Source organism: Acidovorax sp. LjRoot38 (assembly GCF_964252975.1).
In the GTDB taxonomy this organism is placed as follows: Bacteria; Pseudomonadota; Gammaproteobacteria; order Burkholderiales; family Burkholderiaceae_C; genus Acidovorax; species Acidovorax facilis.
In genome coordinates this window covers 87,059-103,873 of record NZ_CAXUPT020000003.1, presented here as the reverse complement: position 1 = coordinate 103,873, position 16,815 = coordinate 87,059, and the positions used below count along the sequence as shown (strand labels likewise).

At 66.5% G+C, this 16,815-nt stretch carries 14 protein-coding genes; 8 read left to right on the top strand and 6 right to left on the bottom strand.

What is annotated here, in order from left to right:
* Positions 1 to 108: 108 nt before the first annotated feature.
* The 6 genes from ACSQ22_RS05625 to ACSQ22_RS05600 form a co-directional block, all read right to left on the bottom strand.
* Positions 109 to 2,286 (bottom strand): TonB-dependent receptor, encoded by a 2,178-nt coding sequence (locus ACSQ22_RS05625; protein WP_436129703.1) that lies wholly within the window; start codon positions 2,284 to 2,286, stop codon positions 109 to 111.
* Positions 2,287 to 2,457: 171 nt separating this feature from the next.
* Positions 2,458 to 2,793 (bottom strand): DUF3325 domain-containing protein, encoded by a 336-nt coding sequence (locus ACSQ22_RS05620; protein WP_055398625.1) that lies wholly within the window; start codon positions 2,791 to 2,793, stop codon positions 2,458 to 2,460.
* A gap of 3 nt (positions 2,794 to 2,796) precedes the next feature.
* Positions 2,797 to 4,563 carry a PepSY-associated TM helix domain-containing protein gene (locus ACSQ22_RS05615; protein WP_228899539.1) on the bottom strand — a complete coding sequence of 589 codons (1,767 nt, stop codon included), beginning with the start codon at positions 4,561 to 4,563 and terminating at the stop codon, positions 2,797 to 2,799.
* Positions 4,560 to 4,868 (bottom strand): DUF3649 domain-containing protein, encoded by a 309-nt coding sequence (locus ACSQ22_RS05610; RefSeq protein WP_436129702.1) that lies wholly within the window; start codon positions 4,866 to 4,868, stop codon positions 4,560 to 4,562. Before ACSQ22_RS05610 ends, ACSQ22_RS05615 begins: the two co-directional genes overlap by 4 nt.
* A 480-nt stretch (positions 4,869 to 5,348) precedes the next feature.
* A complete protein-coding gene (gene bfr / locus ACSQ22_RS05605) occupies positions 5,349 to 5,825 on the bottom strand; it encodes a bacterioferritin (RefSeq protein WP_055398627.1) in 477 nt (158 codons plus the stop codon).
* Positions 5,826 to 6,008: 183 nt separating this feature from the next.
* Complete coding sequence (locus tag ACSQ22_RS05600) at positions 6,009 to 6,827, bottom strand: FTR1 family iron permease (protein WP_228899542.1); 819 nt, start codon at positions 6,825 to 6,827, stop codon at positions 6,009 to 6,011.
* Between the two features lie 413 nt (positions 6,828 to 7,240).
* Between ACSQ22_RS05600 and ahpC the strand changes: the two genes are divergently transcribed.
* From ahpC to ACSQ22_RS05560, 8 genes are all read left to right on the top strand, one after another.
* Entirely contained in the window at positions 7,241 to 7,816 is a 576-nt protein-coding gene (gene ahpC / locus ACSQ22_RS05595; protein WP_426304638.1) for an alkyl hydroperoxide reductase subunit C, read from the top strand.
* A 318-nt stretch (positions 7,817 to 8,134) separates the two neighbouring features.
* Entirely contained in the window at positions 8,135 to 9,754 is a 1,620-nt protein-coding gene (gene ahpF, locus ACSQ22_RS05590) for an alkyl hydroperoxide reductase subunit F (protein WP_436129701.1), read from the top strand.
* Positions 9,755 to 10,257: 503 nt separating this feature from the next.
* A complete protein-coding gene (locus ACSQ22_RS05585) occupies positions 10,258 to 12,465 on the top strand; it encodes a TonB-dependent hemoglobin/transferrin/lactoferrin family receptor (RefSeq protein WP_436129931.1) in 2,208 nt (735 codons plus the stop codon).
* Between the two features lie 41 nt (positions 12,466 to 12,506).
* A complete protein-coding gene (locus ACSQ22_RS05580; RefSeq protein ID WP_228899546.1) occupies positions 12,507 to 12,863 on the top strand; it encodes a hypothetical protein in 357 nt (118 codons plus the stop codon).
* Complete coding sequence (locus ACSQ22_RS05575; protein ID WP_228899548.1) at positions 12,860 to 13,999, top strand: hemin-degrading factor; 1,140 nt, start codon at positions 12,860 to 12,862, stop codon at positions 13,997 to 13,999. The genes ACSQ22_RS05580 and ACSQ22_RS05575 overlap by 4 nt, the downstream gene beginning before the upstream one ends.
* Positions 13,989 to 14,891 (top strand): heme/hemin ABC transporter substrate-binding protein, encoded by a 903-nt coding sequence (locus ACSQ22_RS05570; RefSeq protein ID WP_228899558.1) that lies wholly within the window; start codon positions 13,989 to 13,991, stop codon positions 14,889 to 14,891. The genes ACSQ22_RS05575 and ACSQ22_RS05570 overlap by 11 nt, the downstream gene beginning before the upstream one ends.
* Positions 14,888 to 15,970, top strand: a complete 1,083-nt coding sequence (locus tag ACSQ22_RS05565; protein ID WP_228899559.1) for a FecCD family ABC transporter permease — start codon at positions 14,888 to 14,890, stop codon at positions 15,968 to 15,970. The genes ACSQ22_RS05570 and ACSQ22_RS05565 overlap by 4 nt, the downstream gene beginning before the upstream one ends.
* Positions 15,967 to 16,800, top strand: a complete 834-nt coding sequence (locus ACSQ22_RS05560; RefSeq protein WP_436129700.1) for a heme ABC transporter ATP-binding protein — start codon at positions 15,967 to 15,969, stop codon at positions 16,798 to 16,800. The genes ACSQ22_RS05565 and ACSQ22_RS05560 overlap by 4 nt, the downstream gene beginning before the upstream one ends.
* The last annotated feature ends 15 nt before the right edge of the window (positions 16,801 to 16,815 follow it).

Genomic DNA, 16,815 nt, shown 5'->3' with positions numbered 1-16,815 from the left:
CTCGGTGTTTGATATATGCTATTAAATTGATAGCTTTTAGCGCTTATCCATCAAGCGCTAGAAGCCAAAATTTGTTCAAGTTTGCGTGCTGCGCCTGCAGACGCAGCGTCAGAACCGCGTGCGCAGCGTCACCTGCACCGCGCGCGGCGAGCCGGGCAGGATCAGGTTGTCGTTGCTGCCGTGGGCCGACACGTAGTACTTGCGGTTGGCCAGGTTCTTGATGTTCACGTCCACATCCCACTGGCCCAGCGTGTACTGCAGGGCCGCGTCCAGCGTGGTGTAGCCGGGCAGGGTGACCAGGTTGGTCAGCGAGGTGAAGCGCGCACCCACATAGTTCACGCCGCCGCCCATGCGCAGGCCGTGGCCCAGGTCTTTCATGGCCCACAGGAAGGCGGAGTTGCGCGGCGTGAGCGCGGGCACCTTGCCTTGGGCGGCGATGGCGGCGGTGGGCAGCTGTGTGGATGTGGTGGTGGCCAGTGACTTCGTCATGCGGCCGTCCAGCCAGGCGTAGCCGGTGCTCACGTCCCACCGGCCGGGCAGGCGGCCGTTGGCGGTCAGCTCCAGGCCGTTGGTGCGCTGGGTGCCCACGTTGATCTGGCGTCCAGGGTTGGCGGGGTCGGTGTTCTTGATGTTGGTGCGCTCCAGGTTGAAGAGCGCACCGGTGACATTGAGGCGGCCGTCCAGCAGGTCGAGCTTGACGCCGATTTCCTTGTTCTCGGTGATCTCGGGTTCGGCGCCGGTGTTGTTGGCGGCCAGCGCAAACGCTTCGGCCGAGGGCTGGAAGGATTTGCTGTACGACACGTAGTACGACACCACATCGCTCGGCTGCCACACCAGGCCCGCGCGAGGGCTGAACTTTTTGTCGGTGCGCGAGAGCGTTGCGAGCTTGCGGTCGAACGTGGTCTCTTGCCCGAAGACGTCGTAGCGGGCGCCCACCAGCGCCTTCCATTGGGGCGCCAGCGTGATCTGGTTTTGCCAGTACAGCGCGGCCGTGTCTTGCGTGGTGTGGCTGGGGATGGCGCTGTCGGCGTTGTAGTTGGCCGCTGGGATGGCGGGAGCAGGGCGATTGCCGGGGTTGAAGAGTGGCACGCGGTCTGCGCCACCGGTGACGGACTCGGAGCGTTTCTTTTGCTGGCCCAGTTCCACACCCATCAGCCACTCCTGCTTGAAGCCGCCGAGCTGGTTGCGCCACGTCACGTCGGTCTGGTTGAAGAAGCCTTTTTCATCGCGCAGGATGAACGAGCGCGTGCGGCCCACCGTCAGGTTCACCGGGTCGGTGGTGCCGCCGGGCAGGGTGTTGTAACGGTCCAGCGCGTAGTCGTACAGGCGCGTGACGTTGCGCACCGACCAGTCGTCGTTGAAGCGGTGGTTCAGCGTGGCTGCGAACGACTGCATGGTGCTGGTGGTGGTGTCGTCCTGCGCGGCGTTGCTGGAGCCGTAGTAGGTGCTCGCGGGCACGTTGACTGGGCGGCCGTTGAGCGCAGGAATGCCGAAGTCCGTCAGGCGCCTGTCGCGCGCGTTGGTGTACTGCAGCAGCAGGTCGGTCTGCGCCGCGAGCTTGAGCGCGAGCGACGGCGCGAAATTGTGGCGCTTGACGAACTGCTGGTCGCGGTAGCTGCCCGAGTCTTCGACGGCGGCGTTGATGCGGAAGGCGGCGGTGTCGCTGATGCCCACATTCACGTCGGCCGTGGCGCGGCGGTAGTCGAAATTGCCCAGGCCCAGCGATGCCTCGCCCGAGGTCTCGCCAAACTTGGGCTTCTTGGTCACACGGTTGATCAGGCCACCCGACGATCCGCGCCCGTACAGCACTGCGGCAGGGCCCTTGAGCACTTCCACACGCTCGATGTCGGCCAGGTCACGGAAGTACAGCGCGTCGTCGCGCACGCCATCCACAAACTGGTCGGCAATGGCGGTGAAGCCCCGGATAACCACCTGGTCGCGCTGGCCGTCGCCGTGGCTCATGGCCACGCCGGGCACGTTGCGCAGCGCGTCTTCCATGGAACGCGCACCCTGGTCGCGCAGGAGCTGCGCGGGCACCACGTTCACGGCCTGGGGCACATCGCGCAGCGGCGCGCTGCCCTTGGTGGCCGTGCTGGCGGCGGCGGGTGAATAGCCGTCGTCGTCCGCGCTGGATTGCACGGTGACCTCGCCCAGCGTCTGCGGCGTGGTCTGCGCAACTGCAGGGGGCGGCGCCGTCGTCTGCGCCAGTGCCGTGCCACACAGCGTGGCAAGCAGGGCGGCCACCAGCGGGTGGAGCCGATAGGGGGTTGGTGTGTAAGCGTGCATGGTTTTCCTTGGAGTGAGCGCAACGCGGTTGGCGAAAAGCCCTTGCACCTCGTGGCCTGGCGCGCGCCGCGAAGGCCCGCTGTCTGGGATGTGGTGGGGCCGTGAAAACAGAAAAGCGAGTTCGAGCCCGAGCGGCTCAGCGCACGGCTGCGGGAGCGTGGAGCCTGTCCATCACCACCCCAGCGCCCGCGCCAGCAAGCCCGCCAGCAGGGCGGCGCCAGCCAGTTCGGGCGTGCGCCGGGGCTGCCAGGTGACGGTTGCCGTGACCGCCACGGCGGCCACCGACAGGGCCACGGACCATGCCGTTACGCCCAGGGATGCAGGCACGCCCCCCGGCGGGTGCGCCGCTGCCAGCCACAGCGAAAGCACCAGCAGCAGCCAGCCCGAGCGGCGCAACGCCACCAGGCGGCGCGCGGCGCCTTCCTGGCCCAGGGCGTCTTCGTGGTGGCGATCCATGCCCAGCGCAATGGCCGACCAGGCGGCAAAGCACAGAAGAAAGGCAGACATGGCTCAGGCTCCCGAGGTGGAGGTTTCGGCAGGCGCCACGGGCACCGACGGGGCAGGTCGCGCGGGTCGCGCACTCCGTGCAGGCGCACCGCGCCGGGGCGTGCGACCAGGGCGCACGCGCCACGCCAGCCAGCCCAGCAGCAGCCCGGTGGCCAAAAACGACAGGTCCATGCTGACCCACACCCATTCGCGCGCGGGCAGGCTCACGCCCAGGTGGGTGTGTGTGGTCAGCGCGTTGATCAGCGGCAGCGCGACCCACACCAGGCCCGCAGCGGCCAGCGGCACCGTCCAGCCCAGGCGGTGCGGGCGCACCACCGCGCAGGCCAGCGCCCACAGCAGCGTGATGCCCCAGGCGCTGAAGAACCAGGCCAGCTCTGCATCCGCTCGGCCCTCGATGCCCACAGGGATCAGGCGGTTGGCGGCCAGGTACACGCCACAGGCCAGCGGCAGCCCGGCCAGTGTCGCGATGTTGATGCCAGCCACCAGGCGCTCGCCGAACGGCGCTTTGGGGTGCGCAGCGGGCGCGTTGCTGGTTGTGTTGCTGGTCGTTTTGGCCGCCCCTTGGCGGCTGGCCTGTGTCTGCGACTTGGCGCTGCGCTTGACCGACCACAGCACCATGCCCGTGGCAATCATCAGGCTGCCCAGCACCCCAAAACCGAACAGCGCCCAGCGCAGGCCCACATCGGCAAACCGCGCCATGTGCAGGCCATACAGCACACCATAGGTCTTGACGGCGGGGCTGGTGGCGTCGGCATGGTCCAGCCACTCGCCGGTGGTGGCATCAAACAGCAGGCGCGGTGGGCGGTACTGCAGGCGGTCGCCTTCGTGGCGCGTTACCTCCACCACGGCGCGGCCGTTGGCATCGCGGCGCGCCTGCACGCTGCCGATGCGCCCGCCCTGCCAGCGGGTGGTGGCCGCGTCGATGATGGGCTGCAGGGTGATGGCGGGCAGGGGCGCCACCTTGTCGCCCGCACCCCGGCGGGGACGGCTTTCGGGCTTCTCGCCCTGCAGGTCGGCAAAGTACGCGTTGGAGTCCACGCCTTTCTCGTTCTTGTAGTTGGCGGCAATGCCCGCGGGCATGTACAGCGTGTGGAAGATCATCAGCCCGCTGAAGGTGATCATCAGATAGAACGGCAGCACCAGCACGCCGCTGACGTTGTGCGCATCCAGCCAGGCACGCTGCCCGCCCTTGGTAGGGCGGAAGGTGAAGAAGTCCTTGAAGATGCGGCGGTGTGTGATCACGCCGGTGATCAGCGCCACAAACATCAGCATCGTGGCCACGCCCACCACCCAGCGGCCTTGGATAGTCCAGCGGCCCTTTTGCGCGGTACGCAGCTCGAAGTGAAAGCGGTAGAAAAAATCACCGCCCATGGTCTGGCGCGCCTCGATGGGCTCGCCCGTCTGCGGGTTCATGCGCAGCGTTTCAAAGCGCCCGTTGCCGGTGCCGCGCCAGAGCATGTTGACAGCTGGGTCGCGGTCATCGGGCAGGTGCAGGATCCACTGGGTGACGTCAGGGGCCTTGCGCACCAGCGCGTCCACGGACTTCTGGGCCACCTGCGCATCGGCCGCGTCGGTGCGCGGCAGCCCGTGCATCTCGGGCCGCATCCACAGGTTGAACTCGTTCTTGAAGAACGACAGCGTGCCCGTGAGGAAGATCGCAAACAGCAGCCAGCCCAGGATGAGCCCTGCCCAGGTGTGCAGCCACGACATCGCCTGGCGAAAGCCTTCGCGGTCGGCGCTCTTGCGCACGGTGGAGGTCGCTGTTGTCATGGCGCGCCCCTCATCCATTGCGGCGCCATGGCGCACGCGCCCATTGCCAGGGCGGGCAGCAGTGTGCCGCCCCAGGCGCCCCAGGCCGTGCGCGCATAAAACGCCCATCCCGCCGCCATGGCATAGGCCAGCCAGGCCAGCATGGTGGCGGTCAGCACGGCCTCCACGCGCGGCATCCACAGCGCCAACGCAAGCGAAAGCGCGGCCGTGAACCCTGCGGCCAGTGCATACCCACCCCCAATGGCCGCCATGGCGCGGGAGGTAACGGCCAGGCGGTAGCGCCAGTCAACGCGGGCCGCCTTCATGGCCGACCTGCGGCGGCACCCAGGGCGGTGCAGCCTTCAAAAAAGGAGAGAAGCAGAACTCCTGCAGGGCAGGGGCTGGCGGTGCTGCGCGGCATCAGAAAGGCTCCAGGCAGTAGGTGTCGTACGGCAAACGTACAAACGCTGGCTGCAGCGGCGGAGAGCCCGGCTGACTGGCTGGCTAGGTGTTAAAGGGAATCACGGGACCTGCCCTTGCAGATCGGGATCTGCAAGAAGGAATGGCCTTGGTCGTAAGAACGCATTCTACTTTTGTTGAGAAGCATTCGCATTTATAAAAATGCTATTTGCGCTGGTTTGATGTGTGCTTGCAACAGCTTGTGACATGGGGGTAGGGCTGTGCTTCGCAGCCCCGTGCAGTCGGGGGCGCTTGGTGATGGCGTGGGCACAAAAAAACGGGCCTCGGCCCGTTTTTTGTTGTTCTTCTTGGTACTTTTCGTGGAGCGCTCTGGTGCAGTCTTGGCGTTACTCCACGTCACCCATCTGCGATTGCAGGTAGTTCTGCAGGCCCACCTTGCCGATCAGATCGATCTGGGTTTCCAGGAAGTCGATGTGCTCTTCGGTGTCGTCCAGGATCTTTTGCAGCAGGTCGCGCGAGACATAGTCACGCACCGTTTCACAGTGGGCGATGCCATCCTTGATGGTGGCCTGGGCGCCTTGTTCGGCGCGCAGGTCGCAGGCCAGGATCTCTGGTACGTCTTCGCCGACCTGGATCTTGGCCAGGTCCTGCAGGTTGGGCAGGCCATCCAGCGTGAAGATGCGGTCCATGAGCCAGTCGGCATGCTTCATCTCGCCGATGGATTCCGAATACTCCTTCTTGGCCAGCTTGTCGAAGCCCCAGTGCTTGAGCATGCGGTAGTGCAGGAAGTACTGGTTGATGGCCGTGAGTTCGTTCTTGAGCTGGGCCTGCAGATGGCCAATGACCTGTGCGTCACCTTTCATGGGGACTCCTTGTTGTGTTGTGTTGATTCGGCCCCGATTGTCGTGAGCCATATCAACACGCGCAAGGCATATCCCTGCTAGAGCGCGCTGGCTGCGTGTGAGGTTGATAGGCGTTCGCGTTCACCCCGGTCGACCCTATCCGGCACGGTAGGCCCGATGGGGCTGCGCAGGCCGTGCGCGGGGCTATTGTGCGGCGCGTGGCGCGGCCGCCTGTGTGCCCATGGCGGTTGCGGCTGCAGACGATGGCGCCGTGCGCCGCTCACGCCAGTGCGCGAGGCCCAGCCATACCGTGGGCACCAGCACCAGGGCCAGCGAGATGGCCTGGGCAATGGTGCCTTCGGCCAGGTCTTCGGTGGCCGCATGCCAGTAAGCGTTGTCGATGCCGGGTATCGCTGCGCCTTCGGTGAACTCATGGAACGCATACACCACCAGTTGCACCGCAAACACCGCCATGAACCACGACGTGACGCGGAAGAACCGCGCAAGGTTCACCGCGCGGCCGTAGCGCGTCCAGGCCCAGGCGATGGCAATGGCCAGCGCCAGGCCCGCCAGACCGCCCCAGGCCATGTAGCCCAGCTCGGCGCTGCGGGCCAGAGCGGCGAGCATGGTGGCGGTTTCCACGCCTTCGCGGCCCACCATGAAGAGGGCAAACAGGAACACCGCCACCCAGGCGCGCGGGCCTTCCAGCACGCTGGCGCGGTCCATGCGCTGGGCAATGTCCTGGCCCATGCCTTGGCCCGCACGGCGCATGTGCACCACGCACCAGGCCACGGTGGCGGCAGCCACCAGCGCCATGCCACCCTCGGCTGCGGGCGACAGCGCGCCCACTTGCGAGAGCACCCAGCCCAGCACCAGCGAGAGCAGGGCTGCCACGCCTACGCCCGCGCGCAGTGGCAGCAACAGGTGCAGGCGCCCGGTCTTGCGCAGGTACAGGGTGGCAATCGCCACCACGAGCAGGGCTTCCAGCCCTTCGCGGAAACAGATCAGAAGTGTTTGGAACATGGTGTTTGAGGTCTTTGCTATAAATTTATGAGCTGCTTGCGCTTATCAATAAAGCGCTACAGGCCGTTTTGACCAATATTTCAGAGGCGTCGAGCTTTGGCTGGCCCACTGCAGCAAAGTGGCCTGGGTGGTGTTGCTGCGGTGCGGCAGATGATAAAACTAAACGCGAATCAGTTGTATTTGAATGTTTGATATGCCGCAAGGGTTGACCAGGTGGGCGGTGGTTCGTGCAGCGGCTTCGTTGCGGTCTTTGGGGGTTTAAAAGGGGGCAAAATGCCCGCCCCGGCCTGAGGGCAGGGTGTCACTGTATAGTCACAGGCAATTGATTCAATCAAATCAATTAATTGGATTGATGGTCTCGAAAGGCCTAGACTTCAGTCCTGTTCAGTTAACCAACCACCAAGGAAACAGCAATGTCCCTGATCAATACGCAAGTTCAGCCCTTCAAGACCACCGCTTTCGTCAACCGTGATGGCAAGGGTGAATTCATCGAAGTGACCGAGCAGTCCCTCAAGGGCAAGTGGTCCGTGCTGATCTTCATGCCCGCAGCTTTCACCTTCAACTGCCCCACCGAAATCGAAGACGCCGCCGACAACTATGCTGCTTTCCAGGCAGCCGGTGCCGAGGTCTACATCGTGACCACCGACACCCACTTCTCGCACAAGGTCTGGCACGAAACGTCCGACGCTGTCGGCAAGGCCAAATTCCCCCTGGTTGGCGACCCTACGCACCAGCTGACCAACGCTTTCGGCGTACACATCCCTGAAGAAGGCCTGGCACTGCGCGGCACGTTCGTGATCAACCCCGATGGCGTGATCAAGACCCTGGAAATCCACTCCAACGAAATCGCCCGCGACGTGTCGGAAACCCTGCGCAAGCTCAAGGCTGCCCAGTTCACCGCCGCCAACCCTGGCCAAGTCTGCCCCGCCAAGTGGAAGGAAGGCGCCAAGACCCTGACGCCTTCGCTGGACCTGGTCGGCAAGATTTAAGAAGGTGTGAAAGAGCCCGCCATGCCCGCTCGTCCCGCAAAAACGCGCACCCTCGTCGTTGCAAATGCTCGCCATAGCCCAAGCTATGCCTGCGCTTTGCGCCTAGACGGAGCACGTTTGTGCGGCCCGCTCTGGCACGCCGGGCCCCTTCCCACCTTCTAGTCGCTTTTCTCGGCCTCTGAAGCCGGACAGCGTCATGGCGCCTGTGCGCCGTGCCGTCCGGCTTTTTTACGCCCGGAGTTTGACCGGCAGGCTTGATCCGAACCACGCTTGCCATCACGCTCCCCACATACAACTCCAAATTCAAAGGACACCACCATGCTCGACGAACAACTCAAGACCCAACTCGCCGCCTACCTGGAGCGCGTGCAGCAGCCGTTTGAGCTGGTGGCATCCCTGGACGACAGCGAGACTGCGCGCGACATGCGCGAGCTGCTGACAACCATCCAATCCCTGCGCAGCGACAAGATCACCCTGCGCACCGACGGCAACGATGCGCGCAAGCCATCCTTCAGCCTGCAGCGTGTGGGTGCCACCAACAGCCTGCGTTTTGCCGGCCTGCCCCTGGGCCATGAATTCACTTCGTTGGTGCTGGCCCTGCTGTGGACGGGCGGCCACCCGCCCAAGGTGGAGCAGGACGTGATCGATTCGATCAAGGCCCTGGATGGCGACTTCAACTTTGAGGTCTACATGAGCCTGACCTGCCACAACTGCCCGGACGTGGTGCAGGCGCTGTCGCTCATGGCCATCGTCAACCCCAAGGTCAAGACCACCGTCATCGAAGGCGGCGCCTTCCAGCAGGAAGTGACCGAGCGCGAAATCATGGCCGTGCCCATGGTGTTTTTGAACGGCCAGGTCTTCGGCTCCGGCCGCATGACGATTGAAGAAATCGTCGCCAAGCTCGACACCGGCGCCGCCGCTCGCGAAGCCGCCAAGCTCAGCGCCAAGGCCCCGTACGACGTGCTCATCGTCGGTGGTGGCCCCGCAGGCGCCGCGGCCGCTGTGTACGCCGCCCGCAAAGGCATCCGCACCGGCGTCGCTGCCGAGCGCTTTGGCGGTCAGGTCAATGACACGCTGGCGATTGAAAACTACATCTCGGTGCTCGAAACCGACGGCCCCAAGTTTGCCGCCGCACTCGAAGCCCACACCCGCGCCTACGGCGTGGACATCATGAACCTGCAACGCGCCGACAAACTCATCCCCGCGGCCGAGCCAGGTGGCCTCATCAGCGTGCAAATGGCCAACGGCGCCACGCTGCAGTCCAAGACGGTGATCCTGTCCACCGGCGCCCGCTGGCGCAATGTCAACGTGCCCGGCGAAGCCGAGTACAAGAACAAGGGCGTGGCCTACTGCCCGCACTGCGACGGCCCGCTGTTCAAGGGCAAGCGCACGGCGGTCATCGGCGGCGGCAACTCGGGTGTCGAGGCTGCCATCGATCTGGCGGGCATCGTGGCCCACGTCACGCTCATCGAGTTTGCCGACCAGCTCAAGGCCGACGCCGTGCTGGTCAACAAGCTCAAGAGCCTGCCCAACGTGACCATCCACACCAACGCGCAGACCACTGAAATCACCGGCGCCGACGGCAAGGTCAACGGCCTCAAGTACAAGGACCGCGCCACCAACGTGGAGCACCTGGTGCCGCTCGAAGGCGTGTTCGTGCAGATCGGCCTGGTGCCCAACACCGAGTGGCTCAAGGGCACGGTGGAGCTGTCCAAGTTCGGCGAAATCATCGTCGACTCGCACGGCCGCACCAACATCCCCGGCGTGTTCGCCGCGGGCGACTGCACCACGGTGCCTTTCAAGCAGATCGTGATTGCTGCGGGCGACGGATCGAAGGCGGCGCTGAGTGCGTTTGACCACCTGATCCGCATGCCGGTGGTGGCTGCGGCCGAAGGCGCCAAGGCTCCCGAAGCGCAGCGCGAAGCCGTGGCAGCGTAAAGCTGCACCGCACGACCCCTCTCCCTAACTCTTTCCCGCAAAGGTAGGGTTAGTGATTGGGGGGAATATTCCAACAAAGTTGCCCTCTGGCGCTTGATGGATAAGTGCTAATAGCTATAAAAATAAGAGCGACTGGATGTTTCGGCATCCAGTCGCTTTGTTTTTGGGTGTCTGTCCGGGAGGGGCTGGAGTCGCCCAGGCGGTGTTACGTTGGATGGCTGGATGGCGCCGGCGTTTGCGGAGAAAGCGGCTGTGCTTGGGCCTGTAAAGCACCATCAAGAAGGGTTTTAAATTGTTGCTATTGAGAATTATTCTCATATAATTTCATCCCATCAGCCAGCCACAACCGCCCGATCTTCTGCGCGCAGAAGCCAAGGCCGTCTGCATGGAGCCAGCTCTGTATTCGTTGTCGTTTCAGAGAAGGACTCCCCTCCGTGGCGCAGGCATTCCGTTCCCCTCCGTTTTCTTCCCGGTGCGCACAGGCGCGCCCCTCCGATCAATGGTTGCAAGGCCGTCTGCTGCCGCTTGCATGGCTGGTGGCCTGTGCGTGCGCCGCCATCGGCAACGCGCATGCGCAAGATGCGGCCCAGTTGGTGGCTGCAGCGCCGCAGCTCAAAGAAGTGGTCATCAGCGGCTCGCGCAGCGAGCAGGACCGTGACGAGCTGCCCATGAGCATCGACGTGATCAATGCGCAGGCCATCGAGGAAGGCCAGGTGCGCGACATCCGCGACTTGGCGCGCGAGTTGCCCAACGTGTCGGTCACGCGGTCGCCCGCACGCTTCTCGCTGGCCAGTGGCTCCACCGGGCGCGAGCAGAACGCGGGCTTCAACATCCGGGGGCTGGACGGCAACCGCGTGTTGATGATGGTGGATGGCATTCGCCTGCCGCGCAGCTATGTCTTCAGCGCCAATGCCTTCGGGCGCGACTACCTGGACATCGGGCTGCTGCAGCGCATTGAGGTGGTGCGCGGCGCCACCTCGGCGCTGTATGGCTCCGATGGCATGGCGGGCCTGGTCAACTTCATCACGGCAGACCCCTCGGCGTTTCTCGATGGCGACAAGCGCATCGGCGGCCGGGTGAGCCTGGGCTATGACGGCGACGAGCACGGCAAGCGCGTGGGCGCCACGGTGGCAGGCAAGGCGGGCGACACGGTGCAGTGGTTGCTGGGCGGCAACGTCACCCGCGCCAGCGAGCTGGACAACATGGGCACCAACGATGCGGCCAATGCCGACCGCACCAAGCCCAATCCGCAAAAGGACAGAAGCGGCGCTTTGCTGGGCAAGGTGGTGCTGACGCCCGGCGGCGGCCAGCGCCATGTGTTCACGCTGGAGCATGTGGACAAGACGTCCGACTACGAACTGCTCACCGCACGCTCCAAGCCGCCGCTGGCTGCCACCTCGGTGCTGGGCTCCACCTCGTTCACCGACATGCAGCGCAGCCGCGCGACGTGGGAAGGCAACTGGCGCGTGAACACCGCGTTTGCCGACGATGTGAAGGCCACGCTGAGCTGGCAGGACGCCCATTCGCGCGAGTACATCACCGAAGACCGCAACACCGCCGCCGACCGCGTGCGCGACGTGACCTATGACGAGCGCACCTGGCAGGCCAACCTGCAAGGCAGCAAGGTGCTGCGCAATGGCGGGCCATGGGTGCAGAAGATCACCTACGGCCTGGACTACACGGCGGCCAAGGTCGAGAACCTGCAGACCGGCGTGACGCCGCCCACGGGCGAGACCTTCCCGCTCAAGCGATTCCCCGACACCACCGAGACCAGCACGGCCCTGTATGTGCAGGACGAGTTCGTGAGCGGGCCCTGGAGCATCACCCCCGGCGTGCGCTTCGACACCTTCCGCATCAAGGCCGACCAGGCGGGCTTTGGCGCGCAGGCGGTGTCGCTGTCGGGCAATGCCACCTCGCCCAAGTTCGGCGTGCTGTACCGTGCCAGCGAGCAGTGGAGCGTGTTTGGCAACTACGCGGCGGGCTTCCGTGCGCCCAATGCGGGGCAGGTCAACGCCTTTTTCGAGAACCCGGTGGGCAACTACCGCACGGTGCCCAACGCCAACCTCAAGCCGGAGAAGAGCCAGAACTTTGAGCTGGGCGTGCGCGGGCGCCTGGAGCGCCTGTCCATCGAGGCTGCCGCGTTCACTGGCCGCTACAAGGACTTCATCGAAGACCTGCGCCAGGTCAGCGGCACGGGCGCACCGGGCAACCCGCTGGTGTTCCAGTCAGTCAACATCGGCCGCGTCAAGCTGAGCGGCTTCGAGGTCAAGGGCGACATGCGCTGGGGCCAGTGGGCGGGCGGGCAGTGGAGCAGTCCGTTTGCCTACGGCCAGACGCGTGGCCGCGACACCACTACCGGCAAGCCGGTGAACACCGTGGACCCATCGCGCCTGACGGCGGGCCTGCGCTACGACAGCGGCGGCTGGATGGCCCGGCTGGACATGACCCATGCCGCCGCCAAGAAGGCCAGCGACGTGAGCGTGGCTACAGGCAGCACGCAGTTCCTCACGCCGTCGTACACGGTGCTGGACCTGGCCGCCCAGTGGCGCATTCGCAAGGACTTGCGCCTGAACGCGGGCATCTACAACCTCACCGACAAGAAGCACTGGCGCTGGGCCGACGTGCGCGGCCTGGCCGCGAACGCCAGCTTCATCGACGCCTACAGCCAACCTGGCCGCGCAGTGCGCGTTTCGCTGGTGGCGGACTTTTAAGGCACAGCCCATCCCGATGAACCCCATCAAGGAGACAGACCATGAGCCATGCACCTGACATGCCCGATTTGCCCACATCCGGCGCCCACTGCGATGAGGAATACAGCCTGCCCTGCGCCGAGGCACTGCTGGCGGGCACCCTGGCGCTGATGACGGGCTATGTGCAAGCCTGCTGCGACAGCCACCGCGACGCCATGGGCAGCAAGATCGCGGCCAACCTGCAGATGCTGGCCGACGCCCAGGGCTTCACGCCGCACTTTCGCACCGTGGTCTGGAGCCTGCAAGGCCGCTGGGACCAGCAATGCAAGGCGCGCCAGGACGTGGCCGCCAGCGCCGCGATGGTGGCTGCCGAACAACGCCGTGTGCTGTGGCACACCGCACCGGAGGCCGTGCAATGAATGCCGCTGCAACGAACCCCCCAAGCGCTCCGGCCCATCCGCCGCAGGCCGCCCCCGATATCCGTGAGCGGTTCGCCGCAGCCCGCGCAGCGGGCAAGCGTGCCAAGGACGCCGCCGAGAGCCTGGGGCTGTCGGAAGGCGCCGCCGTGGCCGCCCATGCGGGCGAGCATGGCCACCCGCTCAAGGCCGTGCCTCTGCAGGGCTCGTGGCTGGAACTGCTGCAGTCGCTCGAAGCCTGCGGCCCGCTGATGGCGCTCACGCGCAACGAGAGCACGGTGCACGAGAAGACCGGCGTGTATACGCACGTGTCGGCCACCGGGCCGGTGGGGATCGCACTGGGCGAAGACATCGACCTGCGCCTGTTCTTTGCGCAGTGGCATGCGGGTTTTGCGGTGACGGAGCTGGCGCATGACGCCGCCCAGGACCCCACCAAGCCGCCATCGCGCAGCCTGCAGTTCTACAACGCGCATGGCCGTGCTGTGCACAAGATATTCACGCGCGATGCCACCGACCTGGCTGCGTTCGACGCAGTGGTGAGCCGCTTCGTGCAACCCAGCGCCGGTTACGTGTTTGGTCCGGAGCCCGCGCCAGCGGCTGTGCTGCCCGACGCCGACATCGACGCCCAGGGCCTGCGCGAGGCCTGGGCTGCCATGCAGGACACCCACGAGTTCTTCGGCCTGACCAAGAAATTCGGCGTGGAGCGCCAGCAGAGCTTTCGTCTGGTCGAAGGCCAGTTTGCCTGGCGCGCCGCACCGCAGGCTGTGGCGCGCCTGCTGGACGAGGCCGCGGTGGACGGCCTGCCCATCATGGTGTTTGTGGGCAGCGGCGGCTGCATCCAGATCCACACCGGGCCGGTGCGCAATATCCAGCCGCTCGATACGCCGCGTGCGCAGTGGATCAACGTGCTGGACGCGGGCTTCAACCTGCACCTGCGCACCGACATGATTGCCAGCGTGTGGGTGGTGGAAAAGCCCACGGCCGATGGTGTTGTCACCTCGGTCGAGGCGTTCGACCACACGGGCGAGCTGATGGTCATGTTCTTCGGTGCACGCAAACCCGGCAAGCCCGAACTGCAGGGCTGGCGCGACCTGGTGGCACGCTTGCCTGGCGTGCAGGAGCTGGCCCATGCTGCGTGATCCGATGGCCGTGCAAAGCCGGGGGCCAGGTGGCGCGCGTCGGCGGCTGCTGCGCGGTGTGGTGGCGTTGCCTTGGTTGTCTGCGTTGGGGCCAGGGGCCGCCTGGGCGGCCCGCCCTGCGCGCATCGTCTCGCTGGGCGGCGCGCTGACCGAGGTGGTCTACCTGCTGGGCGCCCAGGGCCAACTGGTGGGTACTGACACCACCAGCCTGTTCCCCGAGGCCGCGCTCAAGACCGCCAAGGTCGGCTACATGCGCCAGCTCTCGGCCGAGGGTCTGCTTTCCCTCAAGCCCGACGCTGTGGTGGGCACCACCGAGGCCGGGCCGCCCGTGGTGCTGGACCAGGTGCGCAGCGCCGGTGTGCGCGTGGAGCTGGTGCAGGCCGACCACACCTGGGACGAAGTGCGCCGCAAGGTTGCCACCGTGGGCCGCGTGGCGGGCCGCGAGCGCGAGGCCCAGGCCCTGCAGGCGGACCTGGATGCGCAGTGGACGGCGGTGCAAAAGCAGGTGGCAGCCGCCACGCGGCGCCCGCGCGCCATCTTCATCCTGTCGCACGGCGGCAGCCCCATGGTGGCGGGCACGGGCACGGCGGCCGATGCGCTGATCCGCTTTGCAGGCGCCACCAATGCCATCACCCAGTTCGCGGGCTACCGGCCGCTCACAGCCGAGGCCATGGCCAGCGCCGCCCCCGATGTGCTGCTCAACAGCACGCAGGGCATCGAGGCGCTGGGTGGGGAGGCCGCTTTCTGGCAGCGGCCTGAGCTGGCACTCACGCCCGCTTACCGCCGCAAGGCCCTGGTGGCCATGGAGGCCAGCCACTTGCTGGGCTTTGGCCCGCGCCTGCCTGCTGCCGTGCGCGAGCTGCACACCCGCACCCAGGCGATCACCGCGTGAGCAGCGTGGCCGTGGCGCAGTCGGGTGCGCGCTGGAGGCCCGGGCGTCTGTCTCCCCGCACGGCGATAGGTCTAGGGGCAGTGCTGGTCGTGCTGGCCTTGGTCTGGGCCAGCACGCGGGGCGCGTACGCCATTGCACCCGCCCAGCTGTGGCAGGTGCTGCTGCAGGCCCTGGGCGCAGCGCCTTCTGCCGAGCAGGCACCCGAATACCTGGTGTTCATCAACATCCGACTGCCGCGCCTGTTGATGGGCGTGGCCGCTGGCGCCGGCCTGGGGCTGGCCGGTGCGCTGATGCAGGGGCTGTTTCGCAACCCGCTGGCCGACCCTGGGCTGGTGGGCGTGAGCAGCGGCGCCGCGCTGGCGGCGGCCATCACCATCGTGCTGGGCAGCCACTGGCTGCCCGACCTGCCGCGCACGCTGGGCAGCTGGACACTGGTGGGCATGGCCTTTGGTGGCGGCTTGCTGGTCACGGCGCTGATCTATGCACTGGCGCAGGCCGATGGCGGCACGCGCATGGGGCTGATGCTGTTGGCGGGCGTGGCGGTCAATGCGCTGGCGCTGGCGGGGCTGGGCTACCTCAACTTCATCTCCACCGACGAGCAGCTGCGCAACCTACAAATGTGGCTGCTGGGCAGCCTGGGCGGTGCGCGCTGGAGCGCCGTGGCGCTGGTGGGCGCCATCGTGGCAGTGGCCTGCGGCCTGGGCCTGGTGCTGGCGCGCCCGCTCAACGCGATTGCCCTGGGCGAGGCGCAGGCCGCGCTGCTGGGCGTGCCGGTGGAGCGCACCAAGCGCCTGGCCGTGCTGGTCACCGCGCTGGCCGTGGGCGCCGTCACGGCTGCCACCGGCATCATCAGTTTCATCGGCCTGGTGGCACCGCACTGGGTGCGCCTGGTGGCGGGGCCAGACCACCGCGTGGTGCTGCCGGGCTCGGCCCTGCTGGGCGCTGCGCTTGTGCTGGCGGCCGACGGCGTGGCGCGCACCATCGTGCAGCCTGCCGAGCTGCCGCTGGGCGTGCTCACGGCTTTCATTGGCGTGCCGCTGTTTCTGGCCATGCTGCGCCAGTTTCGGAGCAAGGTATGAATGCCGCCGTCGCATCTCCGGTCACCACCACCGCCGATCTGCTGGTGTGCGACCAGCTGGGTGTGGGCGTGTCCGGCAGGCCCTTGCTGGCCACCGTGCATACGCAGTTGGTGCCCGGGCGCGTCACGGCCATCCTGGGGCCCAACGGCGCGGGCAAGTCCACGCTGCTGGCCATGCTTTCGGGCCAGCGCGCGCCGCGCTCGGGCCATGTGTGGATGGGCGGGCAGCCGGTGTCTGGCAAAGGCGCCCAGGGCCTGGCCCGCCAGCGCGCCGTGCTGCCGCAGGACACGGCCGTGGCCTTCGACTTCACGGTGCAGGAAGTGGTGGAGATGGGGCGCTTTCCCCACCGCCAGCAGCCCAGCCGCCAAGAGGCGCGCATCGTGAACGAGGCGATGCAGGCCACCGGCGTGGCCCACCTGGCCGGGCGCAGCATCAACACCTTGTCGGGCGGCGAACGCGCCCGCAGCCACCTGGCCCGCGCGCTGGCCCAGATCTGGGAGCCTCTGCCCGATGGCGCCACCCGCTGGCTACTGCTGGACGAGCCCACCGCCGCCCTCGACCTGGCGCACCAGCACCACACGCTGGCCCTGGTGCGCCGCTGGGCGGTGGAGCAGGGCGTGGGCGTGGTCGCGGTGCTGCACGACCTGAACCTGGCCCTGCGCTACGCCCACGACAGCCTGCTGCTCGCCCCGGGCCTGGCAGGCCCGCGCAGCGTGCACGCCACGACCCACCTGCTCACTCCCGCCACCATCGCGCAGGTGTGGGGCGTGCACAGCACGCCGGTGCTGGCGGCCGATGGGGTGCCGCAGTACCTGGTGGCGGCTCGGTAGGTCGATAAACTGGTA